Genomic DNA, 21327 nt, shown 5'->3' with positions numbered 1-21327 from the left:
AACGGCGGGAGGGGAACGCGGCGGATCTGGGCGGGGGAGCCGGCGGTGCCGGCGGCCCCGCGGCGCCCGGCGCCCGACGGGGCGGCGGCCCGGGGCGGGGCCCCGGCGGGTTCCGGGAGCGGCTGACGGCGGGTCACTGAACCGTGCTCTCCCGTCCATTGACAGGGGGGAGTCACAGCCGCTTCAGTGGTCTAGTCCAACTCCCCGGGTGGGTGCCGGTGCGGCGGCACGCCCCGGCCGGGAACCCCACAGCCCGGCGGGACGGAGGAGGGCGTCCCCCACACAGAGGCAGGAGCATCCCCACATGCGTACTCCCCGCAGGAAGCGGCTGCTGGCCGCCGGAACGGCCTGGGCGGTGGCGGCCGCGGGCGCCGTCGCGCTCAGCTTCGGCCTGGCCGGGTCGGCCTCGGCCGGCGAGTTCCTGGTCAACGGCGGTTTCGAGGCCAACTCGCTGAACCCCTGGACCTGTACCGGCTCGACCGGCTCCGTGGTCACCGGCCACGCCCACACCGGCACCTACGCGCTCGCGGGCGCCGCGTCCGCGTCCGACACCGCCCAGTGCACCCAGACCGTCGCGGTCGCCCCCAACACCACGTACACGCTCAGCGCGTACGTCAACGGCGCCTACGTCTACCTCGGCGTCAACGGCGGCACCTCGACCTGGACGCCGAGCACCGGCGGCGCCTACCAGAAGCTCTCGATCAGCTTCACCACCACCGCCACCCAGACCTCCGCCACCGTGTTCACCCACGGCTGGTACGGCCAGGGCACCTACTACGCGGACGACGTCTCGCTGGACGGCCCCGGCGCGCCGGCCTCGCCCTCCGCCAGCGCGAGTGCCAGTGCGAGCCCCTCCAAGTCGGCCTCGCCGTCGCCCTCGGCCTCCGCCTCGCCCTCCGGCAGCCCGTCCACCTCGGCGTCGCCCTCCGGCAGCCCGTCCACCTCCAGCTCGCCGACCACCCCGCCGCCGCCCGGCGGCCACGCCCTGGTCGGCTACCTGCACGCCAGCTTCGCCAACGGCGCCGGCTACCTGAAGATGGCGGACGTCCCCGACAGCTGGGACATCATCGACCTGGCCTTCGGCGAGCCGGACTCCATCACCTCCGGCAACATCCACTTCAACCGCTGCCCGGTCACCGAGTGCCCGGGCGTCGAGTCCGACGCCGACTTCAAGGCGGCCATCGCCGCCAAGCAGGCCAAGGGCAAGAAGGTGCTGCTGTCGATCGGCGGCCAGAACGGCGAGGTGCAGCTCACCACCACCGCCGCCCGCGACAACTTCGTCAACTCGGTCTCCGCGATCATCGACAAGTGGGGCCTGGACGGCCTCGACATCGACTTCGAGGGCCACTCGCTGTCGCTGAACACCGGCGACAACGACTTCAAGAACCCGACCACCCCGGTGATCACCAACCTGATCTCCGCGGTGAAGACCCTCAAGGCCAAGTACGGCGCGAAGTTCCAGCTCACCATGGCGCCGGAGACCTTCTTCGTCCAGCTCGGCTACCAGTACTACGGCTCGGGCCCCTGGGGCGGCCAGGACCCGCGGGCCGGCGCCTTCCTGCCGGTCATCTACGGCCTGCGCGACGACCTGACCCTGCTGCACGTCCAGGACTACAACTCGGGCTCGATCATGGGCCTCGACAACCAGTACCACAACATGGGCGGCGCGGACTTCCACATCGCGATGACCGACATGCTGCTCACCGGCTTCCCGGTGGCCGGCAACACCAACAACATGTTCCCGGCGCTCAAGCCCTCGCAGGTCGCGATCGGCATGCCCGCCAACACCTACGCCGGCAACGGCTACGTCGCCCCGTCCGTGGTCAACCAGGCGCTGGACTGCCTCACCAAGGGCACCGGCTGCGGTTCCTACACCCCGCGGGCCGGCAAGCAGCCGAACCTGCGCGGCCTGATGACCTGGTCGATCAACTGGGACAACTACAACAACAACGAGTTCTCGAAGAACTTCCACAGCTACTTCGGCTGAGACCCGGCACGGCACCGACGGAGCCGGCCACCCCCCGCGGGGGGTGGCCGGCTCCGGCCGTCGCGCGGGGCCGGGCCGGTCCGGAACGCCGCTGGTCGACCGGGGTGGCAGGCGCGCCTAGCCTGGGGGGAGGAGGAGGTGATGGCGATGCTGGCAGACGCACCCCTGCTCGCGGTGATCCCGGTGACCGACCTCGAACGGGCCAAGCGGTACTACCACGACACGCTCGGGCTCACGCTCGCCCGGGAGAGCGCCGAGGAGGTGGTCTTCCGCTCCGGCAGCACCGAGTTCGGGATGTACCAGACCCCGTACGGCGGACGGGCCGACCACACCCTGGCCAGCTGGAAGGTCGCCGACCTCGGCGCCGAGATGGCCGAACTGCGCGGCCGCGGCGTGGTGTTCGAGGAGTACGACCTGCCCGGGCTGAAGACCGTGGACGGGGTGGCCGAAGAGGACGGCATGCGGGCCGCCTGGTTCAAGGACCCCGACGGCAACGTGCTGTGCGTCAACGAACTGCACGAGGCCTGAACGGGCCGCGAACGCCGAGAGCCTCCCCGGAGGGAGGCTCTCGACCGTCTGTGCGCCGCCAGGGACTCGAACCCCGGACCCGCTGATTAAGAGTCAGCTGCTCTAACCAACTGAGCTAGCGGCGCCTGCTGACGGAGAGAACATTACCTGGTCAGCGCCCGAAACACACAATCGGCCCGGCCGGGGCGCGGACGTATGCTGAGCCTGGCGCACCCCGCACCTGCCGAGAGGAACCACCGTGGGCCAGCTGACCCTGCTCTTCCTGGTGCTGCTCGCCTCGGTGGTGACGATGCCGCTGGCCCGCCGCAGCAGGATCCCGCAGCCGGTGCTGATGACCCTGGTCGGGCTGGTCTTCGCGCTCGTCCCGCAGATCCCCAACGTGCAGATCAACCCCGAGTTCATCCTGCCGCTGGTGCTGCCCCCGCTGATCTTCGCGGTGGCCCGGCGCTCCTCGGTGCGCTACTTCAAGGCCAACATCCGCTCGATCCTGCTGCTCGCCGTCGCCCTGGTGGTGGTCACCACCACCGCGGTGGCCGGCGTGTTCAGCTGGCTGGTGCCCACCGCGCCGCTGGCCGCCGCCGTCGCGCTGGGCGCGCTGGTCTCGCCGCCCGACCCGGTGGCCGCCGTCGCGGTGGCCGGCGAGGTCGGCCTGCCCCGCCGGCTGACCGCGGTGCTGGAGAGCGAGGGCCTGTTCAACGACGTCACCGCGATCGTCATCTACTCGCTGGCCGTCGAGGCCGTGGTCGACGGCGACCTGTCGGTGGGCCGCGCCGTGGAGCGCTTCCTGCTGTCCGCCGTGGTCGCGGTGGCGGTCGGCATCGGCCTCGGCTGGCTGAACGCGAAGATCGCCGGCTTCCTGGACGACCCCACCCAGCAGGTCGCGCTCAACCTGCTCGTCCCGTTCGCGGCCTACACGCTCGCCGAGGAGGCGCACGGCTCCGGCGTGCTGGCCGTCGTGGTCTGCGCGCTCTACCTGGCCGACCGGGCCTCCGACGCCGACGAGGTCTCCTACCGGCTGGTCGGCAACGCGTTCTGGGAGATCGTCGAGACGCTGATCACCGGCGTCGCGTTCGGCCTGATCGGCCTGGAGCTGTCCACCGTCCTGCAGGACGTCCGGGACACCTGGCACACCATGATCGGCGACACCGCGATCGTGGTCGGCGTGGTCGTGCTGCTGCGCCTGCTGTGGCTGCTGCCCGCCGCCTGGCTCTCCCGGCGGGTCACCCACGGCGAGGAGGACACCCCGATCAGCTGGCGGGAGACCGTCGTGCTGTGGTGGTCCGGCATGCGCGGGGTGGCCACCGTCGCGCTCGCGCTCGGCATCCCGCTCGCCCTGCACGACGGGCCGCCGTTCCCCGCCCGCAGCGAGATCGTCTTCATCGCGTTCAGCGTCGTGCTGTTCACCCTGGTGGTCCAGGGCCTCACCCTCCCGTACGTGGTCCGGCTGCTCGGCCTGGACGACGCCCACGACGAGCACGAGCGGGCCGTCCGCGAGCTGTGGTGGCGCGCCGCCAAGGCCGGACTGCACCGGCTCGCCGAACTGGAGGACGAGGACCAGCTCCCGCCGGAGATCACCGAGCGCCTGCGCGAGCGCCAGCACGACCGCCTCGCCCGGCTCTGCCCCGAGAAGTACGAGGAGGAGGAGGCGTTGGAGGCCAAGCGCCGCGGCAAGCAGTGGCGGCAGGCCTTCGCCGTCGAGCAGGAGATGATCGCCGCCTCCCGCCGGGAGGTCCTGGTCGCCCGCGGCGAGGCCGGTGCCGACCCCGAGGTCGCCGACCGGGTGCTGCGCGCGCTCGACCTCCAGTCGGCGCGGAAGTGACGTCCCGTCGACCTCCCGTGGTGGACCGTTGAACCGCTGCCGACAGGGCATAGGGTTGGGGCGGGCAAGGCCGTCGACGGAGCCGGCACACGCACGCGTACCCGCCGGACCAGCGCAACCCTCCCGCCGGAACCAGCCGGTATCCGCACCCGTATGACGCTAGGAGCAACCGATGTCGGACACCCCCGCCAACGGCCGGACCCCGTTGGACCGCACCCCGCAGTGGGCCGCGCTGGGGAAGCACCGGGCGGATCTCGGCGAACAGCACCTGCGCGGGCTGTTCGCCGCCGACCCCGACCGCGGCGCGCGCTACACCCTGCGGGTCGGCGACCTCTTCGTCGACTACTCGAAGCACCTGGTCACCGACCGCACCCTGGAACTGCTGCGCGAACTCGCCGCCGCGACCGGCGTCGCCGAGCTGCGCGACGCCATGTTCCGCGGCGAGAAGATCAACACCACCGAGGACCGGGCCGTCCTGCACACCGCGCTGCGCGCCCCCCGCGACGCCGTCATCGAGGTCGACGGCGAGAACGTGGTGCCCGCCGTGCACGCCGTGCTCGACAAGATGGCCGCCTTCTCCGAGCGGGTGCGCTCCGGCGAGTGGACCGGCCACACCGGCCGCCGCATCCGCAACGTCGTCAACATCGGCATCGGCGGCTCCGACCTCGGCCCCGCGATGGCCTACGAGGTGCTGCGCTCCTACACCGACCGCGACCTGACCGTCCGGTTCGTCTCCAACGTCGACGGCGCCGACCTGCACGAGGCCGTCCGCGACCTGGACGCCGCCGAGACGCTGTTCGTCGTCGCCTCCAAGACCTTCACCACCATCGAGACCGTCACCAACGCGGTCGTCGCCCGCAGCTGGCTGCTGGAGCAGCTCGGCGCCGGCGAGGAGGCCGTCGCCAAGCACTTCGTGGCGCTGTCCACCAACGCGCAGGGCGTCGCCGACTTCGGCATCGACACCGCCAACATGTTCGAGTTCTGGGACTGGGTGGGCGGCCGCTACTCCTACGACTCGGCGATCGGCCTCTCGCTGATGATCGCGATCGGCGCCGAGCGCTTCCAGGAGATGCTGGCCGGCTTCCGCCTGGTCGACGAGCACTTCCGCACCGCCCCCGCCGAGGAGAACGTGCCGCTGCTGCTCGGCCTGCTCGGCGTCTGGTACGGCGCGTTCTTCGACGCCCAGGCGCACGCGGTGCTCCCGTACTCGCACTACCTGTCGAAGTTCACCGCGTACCTGCAGCAGCTCGACATGGAGTCCAACGGCAAGTCCGTCGACCGGGACGGCAACCCCGTCGACTGGCAGACCGGCCCCGTGGTGTGGGGCACCCCGGGCACCAACGGGCAGCACGCCTACTACCAGCTGCTGCACCAGGGCACCAAGCTCATCCCCGCCGACTTCCTCGGCTTCGCCCGCCCGGTCGCCGACCTGCAGCCCGGCCTGGTCGCCCAGCACGACCTGCTGATGGCCAACTTCTTCGCCCAGACCCAGGCGCTCGCCTTCGGCAAGACCGCCGAGGAGGTCGCCGCGGAGGGCGTGCCCGCCGAGCTCGTCCCGCACAAGACCTTCCGGGGCAACCACCCCACCACGACCATCCTGGCCACCGAGCTGACCCCGCACGTCCTGGGCCAGCTGATCGCGCTCTACGAGCACAAGGTCTTCGTCCAGGGCGCGGTCTGGAACATCGACTCCTTCGACCAGTGGGGCGTCGAGCTCGGCAAGGTGCTCGCCAAGAAGATCGAGCCGATCCTGCTCACCGGCGAGGGCGCCGAGGCCCTGGACGCCTCCACCGCCAACCTGGTCGACCAGTACCGGGAGCTGCGCGGCCGGTGAGAACGGCGGGCCCGCATTCAGGGACTCGGCGTGGGCGGTGACCAGGGCCCGGGCGGCGGCGGGGTCGGGGGTGGCGAGGGCGCGGGCCAGGGCCAGGTGTTCGGTGTGGTCCCGCTCGGCGTGGGCGGCGGTCGCCGTCGCGGCGGCCGAGATGCGTATCTGCCGGTCCCAGAGCGCCTCGTACAGCGAGGTCAGGACGGGGTTGCCGGCCGCCCGCAGCAGGGTGAGGTGGAAGTGGCGGCCGGCCTCGACGGGGTGCGGGTCGCGGTGCTCGCAGGCGGCCAGCAGGTCCGCGGCGGCGGCCGTCAGCGCGGTGGGGCCGAGGGCGGCGAGGGTGTCGATCGCGGCGTGCTCGAACAGGACCCGGGCGGCGAGGACGTCCCGGGCCTCGCCCGGGGCGATCGGGACGACCTGGGCGCCGCGCTTGGGGTACAGGCGCAGGAACCCCTCGGACTGCAGGCGCAGGAACGCCTCGCGGACGGGCGTGCGGGACAGGCCCAGCTCGGTCGCGACGACGCCTTCGGACAGCAGGGTGCCGCCGGGCCAGGTGCCGTCCAGCAGACGGGTGCGGACATGCTGGTAGGCCCGGTCGGCGGTGGGGAGGGCGTCGGTCGTCACCCGGTCATTCTGACACGCACCCTGGCTTGCATCTAAGCTTGCATCTATGATGCGGGCATGCCTCCGAACGCCCCGCGCTCCCGCACCGCCCTGTTCGTGACCTGCCTGAACGACACCCTGTTCCCGGGCACCGGCCGGGCCACCGTCACCCTGCTGCGCCGCCTCGGCGTCGAGGTCGACTTCCCCGCGGCGCAGAGCTGCTGCGGCCAGATGCACTTCAACACCGGCTACCGCAAGGAGACCGCGAAGCTCGCCCGGCACTTCGTCGACACCTTCGCCGGGTACGAGGAGATCGTCGTCCCGTCCGCCTCCTGCGCCGGGATGCCCGCCGAGTCGTACCCGCTGGCCGCCGAAGCCGCGGGCGACCCCGGGCTGGCCCGGGCGGTGGCCGAACTCGCGCCCCGGGTCGTCGAGTTGACCGAGTACCTGACGGACCGGCTGGGCGTCGAACAGGTCGGGGCGTACTTCCCGCACCGGGTCACCTACCACCCCACCTGCCACAGCCTGCGGGCCACCGGGCTGGGGGAGCGGCCGCACCGGCTGCTGCGCGCCGTCGCCGGGATCGACTACGTCGAACTGCCCGCCCAGGAGGAGTGCTGCGGCTTCGGCGGCACCTTCTCGGTGAAGAACCCGGCGGTCTCCGGCGCGATGAACGGCGACAAGGCCCGGCACGTCCTGGAGACCGGGGCGTCCGTGCTGGCCGCCGTCGACAACTCCTGCCTGATGAACATCGGCGGCCGGCTCACCCGGGACGGGCACCCGGTGCGCACCCTGCACCTCGCCGAGATCCTCGCCCGCACCGAACAGGACGGGCCGCTGCCCGGCCTCCCCGTGACGGAGGCGGTCCGATGAGCAGGTCGTTCCTCGGCTGGCCCGCGTTCCCCGAGGCCGCCGCGCACGAGGTCGGCAACCGGCAGCTGCGCGAGAACGTGCGCCGCGCCACCCACACCATCCGGGGCAAGCGGGCCGTGCTGGCCGCCGAGCGCCCCGACTGGGAGCAGCTGCGCGACAGCGCCGCCGCGATCAAGGACCGGGTGCTGGCCGGCCTGGAGGAGCACCTGCTGCGGGTCGAGGAGAAGGTCACCGCGGCCGGCGGCACCGTCCACTGGGCCCGCGACGCCGCCGAGGCCAACCGGATCGTCACCGAGCTGGTCCGGGCCACCGGCGAACGCGAGATCGTCAAGGTCAAGTCGATGCTCACCGAGGAGATCGGCCTCGACGCCGCCCTCGAAGCCGCCGGCATCACCGCCCGCGAGACCGACCTCGCCGCCACCATCGTCCAGCTCGGCGACGACCTGCCCTCGCACGTGGTCGTCCCCGCGCTGCACCGCAACCGCGCCGAGATCCGGGAGATCTTCGTCCGCGAGATGGGCCGGCACGGCCGCCCCGCCCCCGAAGGGCTCACCGACGACCCCGCCGAACTCGCCGAAGCCGCCCGGCTGCACCTGCGGGAGAAGTTCCTCGGCGCCAAGGTCGCCGTCTCCGGCGCCAACTTCGTCGTCGCCGAGACCGGCACCCTGGTCGTCGTCGAGTCCGAGGGCAACGGCCGGATGTGCCTCACCCTCGCCGACACCCTGATCTCCGTGGTCGGCATCGAGAAGACCGTCCCCAGCTGGCAGGACCTGGAGGTCTTCCTGCAACTGCTGGCCCGCAACGCCACCGGCGAGCGGATGGCCCCCTACACCAGCACCTGGACCGGCACCACCGACGGCGACGGCCCGCGCGACTTCCACCTCGTCCTGGTCGACAACGGGCGCACCCGCGCCCTCGCCGACCCCGTCGGCCGCCAGGCCCTGCGCTGCATCCGCTGCGGCGCCTGCATGAACACCTGCCCCGTCTACGAGCGCACCGGCGGCCACGCCTACGGCTCCGTCTACCCCGGGCCGATCGGCGCGATCCTCAACCCGCTGCTCAAGGGGACCGACGACCCGCAGACCGCCTCGCTGCCGTACGCCTCCACCCTGTGCGGCGCCTGCAACGAGGTCTGCCCCGTGCGGATCAGGTTCACCGACGTGCTGCTCGACCAGCGCGCCCGGATCGCCGACGGCGGGAAGCACCCCGTCGAACGGGCCGCGCTGAACACCGTCGGCGCCGTGATGGAGCGCCCCGCGGTCTGGAAGGCCGCCGTCCGGGCCGCCGGACTGGTCGGGCCGCTGCTGCCCGCCCGCACCCCCGTCCCCGGCTGGACCGACAACCGGGCGCTGCCCGACATCCCCCGGGAGTCCTTCCGCAGCTGGTGGAAGCGCAACGAAGGAGAGCAGGCATGACCGCCACCGCCCGCGAGGAGATCCTCCGCCGGATCCGCGCCGCCGCCGTCCCGCCCGCCCCCGAACCGCCCCGCCACTACCTGCGGCACGCCCCCGGCCTCGACCCCGACGACCGGGAGGCGGTGCTCGCGCTGTTCGCCGAACGGCTGGAGGAGTACGGCGCCCGCGTGCTGCGCGCCGCGGAACCCGCCCCGGCCGTCGCCCGGGCGCTGGCCGACGAGGGCGCCCGCAGCCTGGTCGTCCCGGACGGGCTGCCCGCCGACTGGACCGCCGACTGGGACGGGCGGATCCGGGTCGACCGCCCGCCGCTCGGCACGGCCGAACTCGACGCCACCGACGCCGTCCTGACCGGTTGCGCGGCCGCCGTCGCCGACTCCGGCACCCTGGTCCTGGACGGCGGCCCCGCCCAGGGGCGCCGCGCCGCGACCCTGCTGCCCGACCTGCACGTGTGCGTCGTCCGCGCCGAACAGGTGCACTCCGCGCTGCCCGGGGCGATCACCCGGCTCGACCCGGCCCGGCCGCTCACCTTCGTCAGCGGGCCCTCCGCCACCGCCGACATCGAGATGATCCGGGTCAAGGGCGTCCACGGGCCGCGCCGACTGGCGGTGGTCCTGCTGGGCTGAGCGCCGGTCCCCGGCTAGGACCCGGGCGTGGGCGAGGCCGTCACCGCCGGGCGCGGGGCCGGGCCGTGCTGCGCCGTGTACACCAGGCCGAAACCGAGGCCGGCCGCCAGCGCCGCCGCGCCCGCCCAGGCCAGCGACCGGAGCAGCCGCCGCCGGTGCCGCTCCCGCCGGTGCCCGCGCAGCGCGGCCGCCTCGGCCTCGGCGAGCTCCGCGTCGAGCCAGGCGGCCCAGTCGGAATGGAGATCATCGAACGCCATGGGCCGGACATTAGCAGCCCTTTACGCACCGCCGGGGGCTGCGCGACACGTCGTTCGGCCGCGCGCCGCAACGCGAAAGGCCCCCCGGTGAAGGGGGGCCTCTCGCTGTCTGTGCGCCGCCAGGGACTCGAACCCCGGACCCGCTGATTAAGAGTCAGCTGCTCTAACCAACTGAGCTAGCGGCGCCTGCTGACGTGGAAGACTCTAGCAGCGGCCGGGGCCGGAGCCAAAATCGATTCCCCCGGCGCGGCACCTCCCGTTCAGCGCGCGTTCGACACCGGGTCGCCGGCCTCCCGGGCCCGCCCGCGGGCCGCCCGGACGCACGCCCACAGCACCACCGACGCCCCCGGCAGCCACGGCTCGCTGGTGTCCGGCGCCACGATCCACCGGCTGGACGTGGACTCCGGCGCGTCGATCGCCCGCTGCACCGGCGGCACCGTCACCGCGTCCCCCTGGCCGTGGCACAGCAGCGGCGGCACGTCCCGGGCCCACTCCTCCCAGGCCAGCAGCGTCCGCAGCCGCCCCGCGGCCCCCGGCTGCACGAACAGCAGCGTCCGGCCCCGGTACGTCGCCACCGGGCCGCAGCCCGGGCCCGAGGTCCACAGCTCGTCCAGCACCCGGCGGCCGAACACGGCCGGCAGGCTGATCACGTCGAACGCCCGGCCGCACGGGAGGACCGCGGGCGCCCACGGGCGGGCCTCCCACAGGGCGCGCATGCTGCTCGGGTACTCGCTGGCGGAGGCGAGCCACGCCTCCCCGGCGACGCTGACGTACTCCACGGATTGATAGGTCCAGATGTCCACCTGGTCAGGGTGGACCGGCGGCGCGGCCGGCCGGGGAGAAAACGGCGTTCGCCGGACAGCCGGGGGTGCGGGGGCGTACCATCGCCCGCCGCATATGCCAGTGGCCTGGCGGGCCCGCCGTCGCCCCTCGGTGCGGGCCTACTCCTCCGGGCCGCGGCGCTGGAGCGACCGGCCGTACTCGACCATCCGCACCGCGTAGTCCGGCGTCCAGTCGGCCCGCTCGGCGATCTGCTCCGGCGAGAGCGCGTCGAAACGGCGCGGGTCGGCGAGCTGCGCGGCGGCCAGCGCCTGGAAGTCGGTCGCCCGCTCCGCCGCGGCCCGGAACGCCAGGGCCAACTCGGTGGAGCGCGACAGCAGTTGGGAGGGGTCGTCGATCGACTCCAGGTCGAAGAACCGCTCCGGCTCCGGCTCCGGCCCCGCCGGCTCGAAGATCAACTCAACCGGGCGGATCCGCCGGGCCGGGCCAGGCACCGGGGAGGCGACCGCCGGAGTCGGCGAACCGCCCTGGTCGGACGCCTGCGGATGCGAGTCGGGCATGACGGGGCACCTCCGGGAGTGCGAGGGAAAGACGGCCGCCGTCCATTGTCGCGCGCGAACCGCCAGAACCGGAACGGTGCGCCCACGCGCGCTATTCCCCGCCGGGGGCGCGCGAGACGCCCCGCGCGCCCTTGGCGCGGGCCCCGCCAGGGGCTCTCCCGGAGCCCCCGGCGGTGCCCCCCTACAGGCGGACGCGGTGTTCGGCGAGGTGGGAGAGGACCGCGTGGTTGGCCTCCCAGCCGTCGGGGAACTTGACGGCGACGCCCAGCTGGACGGGTTCGGTGGCGGGGTGGGCGTCCAGGAGCTCGGGGATGCCGGCGCGGGCCACGACGATGCAGGCGTGCCGGTGCCGGGAGGCCAGCACGCACAGGCGGCCGGTCTCCAGGTGGAAGGCGGTCGCGTCGGGGCGGCCGGAGAGCGGGTGCAGGACGACCGTGACGTCGTACTCGCGGCCCTGCAGCCGGTTCGCGGTGTCGACCGTGACGCACTCGCCGGCCGCCGGGTCGACCGGCACGCCCAGCCGGGCCAGCTCGGCGCGCACCGCGGCGGCCTGGTCCCGGTGCGCGGTGCCGACCGCGACCCGGCCGGCGGTGAGCGGGGCGGTGCCCTGCTCGGAGTGCGCGGTCAGCCCGCGGTCCAGCAGCCGGCGGACGGTGGCCGCCACCGCCGCGACGGCCTGGGCGTCGGTGCGCACGGTGTGCCGGGCGGGCAGCTCCAGCAGCGCCCAGCCGGTGGCCGCCGCCTCGTCGATCGCGGCGTCCACCGCGGAGCCGTCGCCGCGCAGGCCCGGCCGCAGGACGCGGTCGTCCGGCCCGGTGCCGGACCGGAACGGCGTGTACGGGTAGAACGCGGCGGAGACCAGCGGCGCCGCCGAGGCGGGCAGCCGCCAGGAGACCGGGAGCCGGTGCGGCCGGATCGCCGGGTTGTGGGCGAGCAGGGTGACCACCGCGGAGGAGGACGGGTCGTAGGACAGGCCCGCCCACTGGTCGGTGCCCACCACGGTGAACGGGTCGAGCTGGCCCGGGTCGCCCACGAACAGCGCCCGCTCGAAGAGCCGGGCCACCGCCAGCAGCGCGTCCGAGCGCATCTGGTAGGCCTCGTCCACGATGGCCTGCCGCCAGGGCTGCTCGGTCCGCACCCACTGCCACTTCGCCGCCGTGGAGATCACCACGTCCTGCTCCAGCAGGTCGGCGACCTTGTCCCTGGCGGTGACGTTGGCGTGCCGCAGGGCCTCCGGCGCGGGCCGGGAGTCGCTCGCGTGCAGCCGGCCGACGCCGATGTCCGGCGCCTTGGACGCCAGCCGGTCGACCAGGTCGTCCACCTGGCTGTTGGTCTGGGCGACGATCATCAGGCGCTCGCCCGCGCCGACCAGTTCGCGGGCCGCCCGCACCACCAGCGTCGACTTGCCCGCGCCCGGCGGGGAGTCCACCACCACGCCGCGCGGCGCGCCCGGCGCGGGGCGCACCACCGCGTCGAGGATCCCCGCGACGGCCCGGTCGGCGGCCTCGCCGGGGGCCGGTTCGGCGGAGCGGTCGTCCTGACGGCCGGTCACCGGCCCGGAGGAGAGGTCCATGTAACGCGTCATTCCCATTCGTCCGCACCGACCGGTGCATCCTCGACGGCCACCGGGGGGCCGCCGTGCGTCCACGGGGTGTCGGCGGGCTCCGGCAGCGGCGCGGACTGCCGGGGCGCCAGCTCGAACAGGGTGAACACCACCGTGCTGCCCGGCTCCGGGACGCTGCCCGGCTCCGGGTCCTTGCGGCGGCCCATGCCGGACAGCAGCCGCACCACCACCTCGCCCGGCCCGGACGAGACGACCTCGGCCCGCTGGGCGGGCTCCGCGTGCGCCCGGTGCAGCTCGCGGCCCGGATCGGCGTGCGGCCGGTCCCCGGTGCGCACCACCAGCAGCGGCCGCGGCTTGGGGGAGCGGCCCGCCGACCACTCCGGGACGACGTCCACCACCTCGCCGACGAACGCCTCGCCGGACAGCCGGCGCTCCGCCATCGCCAGCGGGTCGTCCAGCGCCTCCTGGATCTCCAGCTTCGCCTGCTCGCGCTCGCGCTGGGCCAGCTTGCGGGCCGCCGTCACCGCGTCGTCCCGGCGCGGCTGCGGGGGCTCGCCCGCCGCCACCCGCTCCCGGTGCATGGTGAACGACCAGCGGTCGCCCTCCCAGCGGTCCGGCAGGTGGCCGGCCCCCGGCAGGGCCCGCAGCAGGTCGACGCCGTTCCACACGTCGTGCCAGGCCGGCAGCGCCGCCGCCAGCAGCACCCGGGCCAGTTCGGCGTGCGCCCGCTCGACCAGGGCGGCGGCCCGGCGGACCTCCGCGCCGTCCCGCGCGGCCCCGGCCCGCTCGCGCACCGCCACCGCCGCGTCGTGCCGCAGGATCGCCGGGGCCAGCACCCGCTCGTCGAACCGCGGATCGGTGACCGGACCGGCCGGCGGGTGCAGCAGCAGGCCCTCGCCGTCCCGCGCGGACTCCACCCACTCGGCGGCCTCCGCGCCCACGGCGGCCGGCTCCAGGCCGGCCGGCGGCAGGTGCCAGGCCAGCCGGGCGGCCAGGTGCTGGTCCTCCAGGTTGCTCTGCCCGGTCGCCCAGTGCCGCGACAGCAGGCCGGTCATCGCCAGCAGCATCGAGGACCCCGGCACCTGCGCCCGGTCCGTCAGGTGCGTCAACCACCGCCCCAGCAGCGGGACCTCGGTCGGCGACGGGTACTCGCCCGGATCCGGGTCCTCGACCGTGCGGCGGAACCGGGTCGAGCGGCCCAGCAGCGCCAGGTGCGCCACGCCGCCCGCGTTCGGCACCAGCAGCTGCGGCGCGTCGGCGCACAGCTCCCGCACCACCGGCACCTTCTCGCCGCTCACCGGGTCCTTCTCGGAGCCCTCCAGCAGCTCCACCTCGTCCCCGAAGGACTCCAGGTACGGCACCACCTCGCGGGCCACCGCGGCCAGGAACTCCGAACGCTGGGTGCGGTTCAGCGGCTGCGGCACGAAGTGCAGCCGGGGCGCCCCCCGGTCGGTGCCCAGCAGCATCGCCAGCGGGGCCCCCGACTCGCCGGCCGCCGCCAGCGGCACCAGCACCATCGGACGCTCCGACAGGTGCCGGTGCCGCACCGTGGCCAGCGGCTGCGCCCGCTGCGCCCGCACCGCCTCCAGCCGGGCCAGCGTGGACAGCAGGCTCACCGCGCGCCACCCGCCGACGCCAGCGCCTCGGCCCGCAGCCGGGCCGCGTACGCCAGCCGCTCGGATGCCTCGTCCAGGCCCAACCCGCCTTCCAGCTCCGGCTCCAGGCCCTCCTCGCCGCCGCGCCCGGCGGCCGCCAGCGCCTCCTCGACGGTGCGCAGCGAACCCAGCTCGCCGCGCACCCCGCGGCCCAACTGCTCCACCGCGCCCGCGCAGCGCGCCTGCGAACGGCAGTGGAAGCCCAGCTCGCAGGTGGAGATGCACTCCGGGGCGTACGCGGCGGGCACCGCGGCGACCGCCTCGGCCAGCTCCCCCGCCGGGCGGGTCGGTGCGCCCGAGGCGTCCCGGGCCAGGTCGAAGGTGACGCCCTCGGGCAGCGCTTCGAGCAGCTGCTCGATCCGGGTCATCCGGGACAACTGCCGCCGGGTGACCGCCAGTTCGCGCCGGACGTCGACCGGGACGGCGACCGGCCGGGTGGAGAAGTCCTTCGGGCAGACCAGCAGCACCGTCAACTCCGGGGCGCCGGGCAGCTCCTGGACGGCGTACGGGTCCCCGGACGGGGGCAGGCCGGCCCGGCGGGCCGCCGCCTCCTGGAGCGCCAGCACGTACACCGCGGCCTGCCGGGCGGCCGCGCCCACGTTCGCCGGATCGGCCGAACCGTCCAGCACCGGGAAGGACTTGATCTCCACCACGGTGCACCGGCCGGCGTGCACCACCAGCGCGTCCGGCTCCAGGTAGGCCGGGCTGCCCGCGACGTCCAGCCGCAGCAGCGGGTGGTCCAGCAGCGTCCAGGCCGCGGGGTCGGCGGCGGCCTCGGCCAGCACCGCCGCCGTCCGCTCCGCGCGGACCGCGGGGGAGGCCGCGGGCAGCAGGTCCGGCACGGCGAGCGAGGAGAGTTCGTCGTCCGGGACGCCCAGCCGGCGGCGCAGCGGCTCCAGCAGCACCGCGTACCCGTCCCGCTTCAGCCGGGACTCGAACAGCAGGCCGCGCCGGATCGCGAACGGCGACTGGCCGAACGGCGCGGGGCGGCCCAGGTGTTGGGCGATCGCGATCTTGTCGACGCCCGCGGCGTCCAGCAGGGCGCGGCGGCGGCAGCCCGGATTGGCGGCGAGGGCGGCGAGGGCACGGGCGTCGAGGCTGCGCTGCGGTGCCGGGCCGCGCAACTCGGAGAGCCGCCGCAGCGGCGGGGTGGCCTGCCCCAGGTGCGAGACGTTCATGGTGCGGCCCAGTCTCGCATCCGGAGCCGACAAAGCGGAGCCCGGTCGTCGGTCCGGCCGGTCGGGTGGGGGATCATGGGGCGGTGGCCCTCGACGGCGGGGCCGCCGAACCGCACCCCTTCGAACGAGGTACCCCATGCCCGCCCGCATCGTGCTGGTCCGCCACGGCGAGACCTCCTGGTCGGCCACCGGTCGGCACACCGGCCGCACCGACGTCCCGCTCACCGAGGAGGGCCGCGCGATGGCCCGCGCCCTCGGCGAACGCCTCGCCCGCGCCCCGTGGAACGGCCTGCCGGACGCCACCGTCTACACCAGCCCGCTCTCCCGCGCCCGGGAGACCGCCGAACTCGCCGGCTTCGGCGAGCGCGCCGTCGAGCGTCCCGAACTCCTCGAGTGGGACTACGGGCAGTACGAGGGCCGCACCGGCGGCGAGATCCGGGAGAAGGACCAGCCCGGCTGGCTGATCTGGCGCGACGGCGTGCCCGGCGGCGAGACGCTGGCCCAGGTCTCCGCCCGGGTCGACGGCTTCCTCGCCGGGATCAACGCGGAGCACGGGACGCCGGACCCCGACACCACCACCATGCACTGCGCCGACCGGGACGTCGTCCTGTTCGCCCACGGCCACCTGCTGCGGATCCTCACCGCCCGCTGGCTCGGCCTGCCCGCCGAGTACGCCCAGCGGCTCAAGCTCGGCACCGCCGCGCTGTGCGTGCTGTCCTGGGAGTACGGGCTGCCCGCGGTCGAGATCTGGAACGACCACAGCCACCTGGAGCGGCTGGGGCACTGACGCCCGCTCGGGGCGCGGGCCGCCGGGCCGTCGGGCCTTCGTCGGATGGCGGGCCGTCGGGTTGTCGGGCCGTCGGCGGGTGGCGGGTTGTCGGGCGGTCGGCGGGTGCCGGGTCGTCAGGCCGCCGCGTCGTGGCCGTCCAGGAACTCCCGGACCTCCGGCACGGCGGCGTGCCCGCGCAGCCGGTCCGCGGTGTGCGCCAGCATGCCGCGGATCCGCGCGGAGCGGACCTGGCCGAGCAGGGCCACCGCCGCCGAGCCGTGCGCGCCCGCGCCCGCCAGGTCGCCCCGGCCCAGCCGGTCGTGCGCCAACTCGGCGGTGTACAGCATCCGGTTGCGCACGAAGTGCGGCTCCTGGAGCCCTATCGCCCGCTCGGCCCGGGCGCTGGCCCGGTCCCAGTCGCCCAGCGCCGACCAGCACTGCGCCTCCTGCCCGGCCAGCTCCGCCTCGCCGAAGAAGGACATCCACTCCGGGTCGGCGTCCGGCCGCTCGCCCCGCTCGAACAGCGCGTACGCCCGGGACAGCGAGCGCTCGCAGGCCGAGCGGTCGCCCAGCAGCGCCCAGCCGCCGGCCTCGCGCAGCACCAGCAGCGACATCAGCCGGTCCGAGCCCAGCCCCTCGGCCGCGGCCTGCCCCGCCTGGGCGGCCCGCAGCGCCTCCCGGGGGCGGCCCGCGTCCCGGGCCAGGAAGGCGCTGTTGCTGAACACGTGCGCCTCCAGGTGCGGGTCGCGGGCCATCCGGGCGGTGGCCAGCGCCTCCGAGTAGAACGACCTGGCGTCGGTGAGCCGGTTCGAGTCGTGCGCCAGCCAGCCCACCGAGATGGCGAGTTCGCCGGCCCCGGACTGCAGGCGGCGCTCGGTCGCGGCGCTGTAGTCGCCGTCGTTGAGCAGCACGTAGGCGCTGCGCAGCGACTGCCCGGCCAGCTCGAACAGGGCGTCCGCGCCGTGCGCGTCGTCCAGCAGCCGGATGTCGCGGACCGCCTGCTCGACCCCCTGCACCTCGGCGGCGCCGACCCGGCGGCGCTCGGGCAGCGGCGGTGCCGCGGGCGGCACCGCGGCGGTCGGCGGGGCCTGGTCCAGGCCCAGCACGGTCGCCAGGGCGGTCGGACCGCCGTTCAGGAACGTGCGGCGAAGCACCTCGTCGTTCTCCTCGTCAGACCGGTGCGGCGCGTCCGGCGGATCTGCCGGGACGGGCGGTTCGGTGGTCGTCGGCGCGCGGCGGCGGACCGCCGTGCGGGGCGCGAACCCGAGCTCCGCCAGCGAGCGCTCCGGCCACATGTGCCGGAACACCCGCTCGTACGCGTAGTTGGGGCAGCGGATCTCGCCGGACTCGACCCGTCCGACGTAGCGCGCGTCGCAGGACACGTGCTCGCCGATCTCCCGGGCGGCCCGGCGGACCAGGGTGGCGAACTCCCCCGGCGAGAGGCCGCCGCGCAGCTCGCGCATCGCCTGGTTGGGGACGGGCGACGGGCGGGGCCCGCCGGTTCGGGTGGCTGCCATGCTGCACTCCGAGGTCGTGCCGGGGTGGTCGCGCCGGCTCCGGGGGGAGGGCCGCCGCGTCGCCAGAACAGTACCGGCAGTCACCGTGCGAACACGTCGGGTTGCCGGGACCCGTCGGGTCAATTGCGGACAATCCGGACGGAGTTGCCGCCTTGTGCCATGAAATGCCATGGCTTGCTGTATCGGAGGCCGTGGCCTGCGCGACCGGTTCCGCGTTGTCCTGATACATGGACACCGGCGGTACGGGCCCCCTCCCGCACCGGCCCCCCGTCGCACGACCGGGTGACGGAGTGCCATCCGGTTTCCGCGCGTCCCGAGGCGACAGGAGGTCCCCCATGGCCACCGGAGTTCCCCAGTACCGGCGTCCGGCCGTCCCCGCCGCGCCGCCGCCCGCCCCCGCGGGCTCCTCGGCCAGCCGCGTGGTCCAGTACGACACCGTCACCGTGCAGGTCCGGCACGGGCTGGAGGCGGTCGACATCCTCCGGCTGCGGCGGGCCTGCGGGGCCGTGCAGCAGACCGCCGCCGGCACCGCCGTCGCCTTCCTGGTCCCGGCCGGAACCGCGCTGCGCTGGCACCTGCTCGGCTCCGCCTGTACCCCGGGAGCCGAACTGCTCCCGCCCACCGACCCGCGCTGGATCATCCCGCCCTCCGGCCCCCAGCCGCACCCCCGCCCCACCGACGCCTGGGTGCTGCGCTCCGCGCTCTGCGAAGCCGCCACCACGCTCGCGGCGGGCGGTCTCGGCCCGCTCTGAGCGCGCCCCGTACGTCGGCTGACGATTCGTCAGAGAACTTGCCGCACCCGAGAGTTGGCATGCAAGCGTCGTCTCGGTGGGTGGACCGCCCGACCCCGCAGCGGGCAGCACCCGTCACCCACCGTCGCCACCGCCCGCGTTCGCGCCCGCCGCCCGTGCCCGCTCGAACGCCGCCCGGCGATAATGGACGCCATGGGCCGCCCACGCACCACCCCCACCGTCCCCGGCCGCGCGCACGCCGAAGGCCCGCTCACCGCCGCCGTCGCCTCCGGCACCGCCGAGCTGCGCCCCGACCGGGACCGGCCGCACGCCTGGCAGCTGCTGCTCGACGGCGCCCCGCAGTCCCTGGTCGACCTGGCCGACCCCACCCACCTCGGCTTCGCCTACCAGCGCCGGATCGGCCACCTGATCGACCTCGCCGCCCCCGCCCGGCAGCCGCTCACCGCGCTGCACCTCGGCGGCGGCGCGCTCACCCTGGCCCGCTACACCGCCGCCACCCGGCCGCGCTCCCGCCAGCAGGTCGCCGAGATCGACACCGAGCTCACCGCCCTGGTCCGGGCCGAACTGCCGCTCGACCGCGGCTGGCAGATCAAGGTCCGCGGCGGCGACGCCCGCGCCGTCCTGGAACGCACCCCCGACGACTCCGCCGACCTGGTCGTCACCGACGTCTTCGCCGGGGCCCGCGTCCCCGCGCACTGCGCCACCACCGAGTTCGCCCGGCACGCCGCCCGCGTCCTCACCGGCGCGGGCCACTACGCCGCCAACACCACCGACGGCGGCGCGCTCGCCTTCGCCCGCGCCCAGACCGCCACCCTGCTCGCGGTCTTCCCCGAGGTCTGCCTGGTCGCCGACCCCGCCGTGCTGCGCGGCAAGCGCTTCGGCAACCTCGTCCTGCTGGCCGCCCGCACCCCCCTCCCGCTCGCCGACCTCACCCGCCGCCTGGCCACCGACCCCGCCCAGGCCCGGCTGCTGCACGGCCGCGACCTCGCCGACTTCACCGCCGGAGCGGCCCCCGTCACCGACACCGCCGCGGTCCCCTCCCCGGCCCCGCCCCCCAAGACCTTCGGCTGATCCGGGGCCCGGCGGTCAGCGCCGCAGCGCCGCCGGATCGAGGTCGAACGGGAACGGGTCGGTGAGGGCGGTGGACTCCCCGGGGCCGACGGTGCGGTCGAGGTAGCCGCCGCCGTCGGCGGTCAGCCGACCGAGGTGCAGGCGCGGTGCCGGGGCGAGCTCCAGGCGCCAGTAGTGCGGGATGCCGGCGGCGGCGTACAGGCCGGGCTTGGTGCGGCGGTCGATCACCTCGGTGGAGGGCGACGCGATCTCGACGGCGACCACGACGTCGTCCGCGTGCAGGGTGGAGCCCGCCTCGGCGGCCGCGGCGGCGTCGGCGATCACCAGGTCGGGGATCAGCAGACCGTCCGGGACGAGCACGTTGACGGCCTCCAGTACCTCGAACGGGGCGCCGGTGGCGACGATCGCGGTGCCGAGGAGCACGGCCAGACGAAGGCTGGCCCGCTGGTGCGGGACTCCGGGGTTGGGGCTCATCAGCAGGGCCCCCCCGAGCAGTTCGATCCGGTGGCGGGTGTCCTCGGGCAGTGCCAGGACGTCGTCGACCGTCCACGGTCCGAGGTGATCGGAGACAGCAACACTCATGATCCTTCCTACCTTCCTCCGACGCCGTGGAGTGGAACACCTCCATTGTCCCCACAGGTGTCGGTCTGCGATACCGGTTGCCGGGGTCGGCTCAGTGGCCGCCCGGGAGGCCGCGGTGCTTGTACATGGCGGCGGCGGTGAGCAGCAGGCCGGCCGCGATCGGGAGCAGGACGGCGACGGCGCTTCCGGCGGCCGGGTGGGCGGGGGCGGCGGTGAGGGCGAGGCGGTCGGGGCCGGGCCGGGGGGCGGGGGGCGGCGGGGTGTCGAGCGCCGGGGCGGGGCGCCGGGCCGGGGTGCGGGCGGCGGTGGCGGTCGCGGCGGCCGTACCGGCCGGGGCGGGGGTGGTGGTGGCGCCGGCGGGGCGGCGTCGGCGGGGTGCGCTGGGCCGGGACGGCGGGTGCGGGCGCGGGCGCGGTGCCGCTCGCGGCCGTTCTCGGGGCCGGAGCGGGAGGCCCGGGGCGTCGTCCGCGGCGCGGGGCTGCGGGGGGACGGCGGAGAGCAGGCCCGCGGCGAGCGAGAACGCGTCGGGGCGGTCGGCGTGGTGGCCGGGCAGCGGGAGTTCGCCGCCGAGCTGCTGGCCGAGGGCGTCGCCGAGGCCCTGCACCGGCCGGGCGTCCACGGCGTCGGCCGGGTCGAGGCCGTCGACGGTGCGGATCGTGCCCTCGACCGTGCCGTCGAGCGGTCCGCCGTCGTCCGCGCCGGTGCGGACGGGGGTGCCGAGGGTGCGGCCGGGGTGCCGCGGGGGGTGCCCGGCGTCGGCGGCGCGGGCGTCGGCCGCGCCGAGTCCGAGGCCCAGCACCTGGGCGGCGAGCACTCCGCTCGCCGCCAGCGTGCCGGGCCGCCCCCACCGGCGCCGGGAGGTGTCCGAACGTCGCGGTCGCTTCGCGTGGTTGGTTCGCACACCAGGGGAGAACGAGCGGGACTCCCCGCGGTCACGCCCGTCGCTCACACTCCGTCACACTGTGC

19 protein-coding genes, 2 tRNA genes and 1 pseudogene are annotated in these 21327 nt (G+C 75.2%); 10 read left to right on the top strand and 12 right to left on the bottom strand.

Annotated elements, in window-relative coordinates:
* Positions 1–304: 304 nt before the first annotated feature.
* Together HUT16_RS11795 and HUT16_RS11790 are read left to right on the top strand one after the other, a co-directional pair.
* Positions 305–1987 (top strand): chitinase, encoded by a 1683-nt coding sequence (locus HUT16_RS11795; protein WP_176188027.1) that lies wholly within the window; start codon positions 305–307, stop codon positions 1985–1987.
* A gap of 141 nt (positions 1988–2128) precedes the next feature.
* Positions 2129–2515 carry a VOC family protein gene (locus HUT16_RS11790; protein ID WP_176188025.1) on the top strand — a complete coding sequence of 129 codons (387 nt, stop codon included), beginning with the start codon at positions 2129–2131 and terminating at the stop codon, positions 2513–2515.
* 51 nt (positions 2516–2566) lie between these two features.
* Here the strand turns inward: HUT16_RS11790 and HUT16_RS11785 are convergent.
* A tRNA-Lys gene (locus tag HUT16_RS11785) sits at positions 2567–2640 on the bottom strand.
* A 113-nt stretch (positions 2641–2753) separates the two neighbouring features.
* Here HUT16_RS11785 and HUT16_RS11780 point away from each other — a divergent pair.
* Both HUT16_RS11780 and pgi read left to right on the top strand, forming a co-directional pair.
* On the top strand, positions 2754–4334 hold the full coding sequence (locus tag HUT16_RS11780) for a Na+/H+ antiporter (RefSeq protein WP_176188023.1): 1581 nt from the start codon (positions 2754–2756) through the stop codon (positions 4332–4334).
* A 172-nt stretch (positions 4335–4506) separates the two neighbouring features.
* Positions 4507–6168, top strand: coding sequence for a glucose-6-phosphate isomerase (gene pgi, locus HUT16_RS11775; RefSeq protein ID WP_176188021.1), 1662 nt, complete (start codon positions 4507–4509; stop codon positions 6166–6168).
* An 84-nt stretch (positions 6169–6252) separates the two neighbouring features.
* On the opposite strand, the pseudogene HUT16_RS11770 reads toward pgi, so the two are convergent.
* Positions 6253–6786, bottom strand: a pseudogene (locus HUT16_RS11770) (GntR family transcriptional regulator); the annotation flags it as partial.
* 57 nt (positions 6787–6843) lie between these two features.
* Here HUT16_RS11770 and HUT16_RS11765 point away from each other — a divergent pair.
* The 3 genes from HUT16_RS11765 to HUT16_RS11755 are packed head-to-tail and all read left to right on the top strand — an operon-like array spanning position 6844 to position 9676.
* A complete protein-coding gene (locus HUT16_RS11765) occupies positions 6844–7638 on the top strand; it encodes a (Fe-S)-binding protein (RefSeq protein ID WP_176188019.1) in 795 nt (264 codons plus the stop codon).
* Complete coding sequence (locus HUT16_RS11760; protein WP_176188017.1) at positions 7635–9053, top strand: lactate utilization protein B; 1419 nt, start codon at positions 7635–7637, stop codon at positions 9051–9053. Before HUT16_RS11765 ends, HUT16_RS11760 begins: the two co-directional genes overlap by 4 nt.
* Positions 9050–9676, top strand: coding sequence for an LUD domain-containing protein (locus tag HUT16_RS11755; RefSeq protein WP_176188015.1), 627 nt, complete (start codon positions 9050–9052; stop codon positions 9674–9676). Before HUT16_RS11760 ends, HUT16_RS11755 begins: the two co-directional genes overlap by 4 nt.
* A 14-nt stretch (positions 9677–9690) precedes the next feature.
* On the opposite strand, the gene HUT16_RS11750 is transcribed toward HUT16_RS11755, so the two are convergent.
* From HUT16_RS11750 to HUT16_RS11720, 7 genes are all read right to left on the bottom strand, one after another.
* The gene (locus tag HUT16_RS11750) at positions 9691–9933 is read right to left on the bottom strand and encodes a hypothetical protein (protein ID WP_176188013.1); all 243 of its coding nucleotides are present in this window, start codon (positions 9931–9933) and stop codon (positions 9691–9693) included.
* 112 nt (positions 9934–10045) lie between these two features.
* Positions 10046–10119: transfer RNA gene (locus HUT16_RS11745), tRNA-Lys, on the bottom strand.
* Between the two features lie 74 nt (positions 10120–10193).
* The gene (locus tag HUT16_RS11740; protein ID WP_176188011.1) at positions 10194–10736 is read right to left on the bottom strand and encodes a bifunctional DNA primase/polymerase; all 543 of its coding nucleotides are present in this window, start codon (positions 10734–10736) and stop codon (positions 10194–10196) included.
* A 138-nt stretch (positions 10737–10874) separates the two neighbouring features.
* On the bottom strand, positions 10875–11273 hold the full coding sequence (locus tag HUT16_RS11735; protein WP_254897766.1) for a hypothetical protein: 399 nt from the start codon (positions 11271–11273) through the stop codon (positions 10875–10877).
* A gap of 181 nt (positions 11274–11454) precedes the next feature.
* Positions 11455–12858: an AAA family ATPase gene (locus HUT16_RS11730; RefSeq protein WP_254897765.1), complete on the bottom strand. Its 1404-nt coding sequence runs from the start codon at positions 12856–12858 to the stop codon at positions 11455–11457.
* Positions 12855–14453: a hypothetical protein gene (locus tag HUT16_RS11725; protein ID WP_176188009.1), complete on the bottom strand. Its 1599-nt coding sequence runs from the start codon at positions 14451–14453 to the stop codon at positions 12855–12857. Before HUT16_RS11725 ends, HUT16_RS11730 begins: the two co-directional genes overlap by 4 nt.
* The gene (locus tag HUT16_RS11720) at positions 14450–15670 is read right to left on the bottom strand and encodes a hypothetical protein (protein WP_176188007.1); all 1221 of its coding nucleotides are present in this window, start codon (positions 15668–15670) and stop codon (positions 14450–14452) included. The genes HUT16_RS11725 and HUT16_RS11720 overlap by 4 nt, the downstream gene beginning before the upstream one ends.
* 136 nt (positions 15671–15806) lie before the next feature.
* Between HUT16_RS11720 and HUT16_RS11715 the strand changes: the two genes are divergently transcribed.
* A complete protein-coding gene (locus HUT16_RS11715) occupies positions 15807–16457 on the top strand; it encodes a histidine phosphatase family protein (RefSeq protein WP_176188005.1) in 651 nt (216 codons plus the stop codon).
* A 116-nt stretch (positions 16458–16573) separates the two neighbouring features.
* Here the strand turns inward: HUT16_RS11715 and HUT16_RS11710 are convergent, their stop codons facing one another.
* The gene (locus HUT16_RS11710) at positions 16574–17956 is read right to left on the bottom strand and encodes a tetratricopeptide repeat protein (protein ID WP_176188003.1); all 1383 of its coding nucleotides are present in this window, start codon (positions 17954–17956) and stop codon (positions 16574–16576) included.
* Positions 17957–18291: 335 nt separating this feature from the next.
* On the opposite strand from HUT16_RS11710, the gene HUT16_RS11705 reads away from it, so the two are divergent.
* Together HUT16_RS11705 and HUT16_RS11700 are read left to right on the top strand one after the other, a co-directional pair.
* Entirely contained in the window at positions 18292–18708 is a 417-nt protein-coding gene (locus HUT16_RS11705) for a hypothetical protein (RefSeq protein WP_254897764.1), read from the top strand.
* Between the two features lie 192 nt (positions 18709–18900).
* Positions 18901–19779 carry a spermidine synthase gene (locus HUT16_RS11700; protein ID WP_176188001.1) on the top strand — a complete coding sequence of 293 codons (879 nt, stop codon included), beginning with the start codon at positions 18901–18903 and terminating at the stop codon, positions 19777–19779.
* Between the two features lie 15 nt (positions 19780–19794).
* Here the strand turns inward: HUT16_RS11700 and HUT16_RS11695 are convergent, their stop codons facing one another.
* Both HUT16_RS11695 and HUT16_RS11690 read right to left on the bottom strand, forming a co-directional pair.
* Entirely contained in the window at positions 19795–20361 is a 567-nt protein-coding gene (locus HUT16_RS11695; RefSeq protein ID WP_176187999.1) for a Uma2 family endonuclease, read from the bottom strand.
* Between the two features lie 91 nt (positions 20362–20452).
* Positions 20453–21175, bottom strand: coding sequence for a hypothetical protein (locus tag HUT16_RS11690; RefSeq protein WP_176187997.1), 723 nt, complete (start codon positions 21173–21175; stop codon positions 20453–20455).
* Between the last annotated feature and the right edge of the window lie 152 nt (positions 21176–21327).

It is taken from the genome of Kitasatospora sp. NA04385, from assembly GCF_013364235.1.
In the GTDB taxonomy this organism is placed as follows: Bacteria; Actinomycetota; Actinomycetes; order Streptomycetales; family Streptomycetaceae; genus Kitasatospora.
The sequence above is the reverse complement of the archived record's forward strand: the minus strand, read 5'-3'. Positions and strand labels throughout refer to the sequence as shown.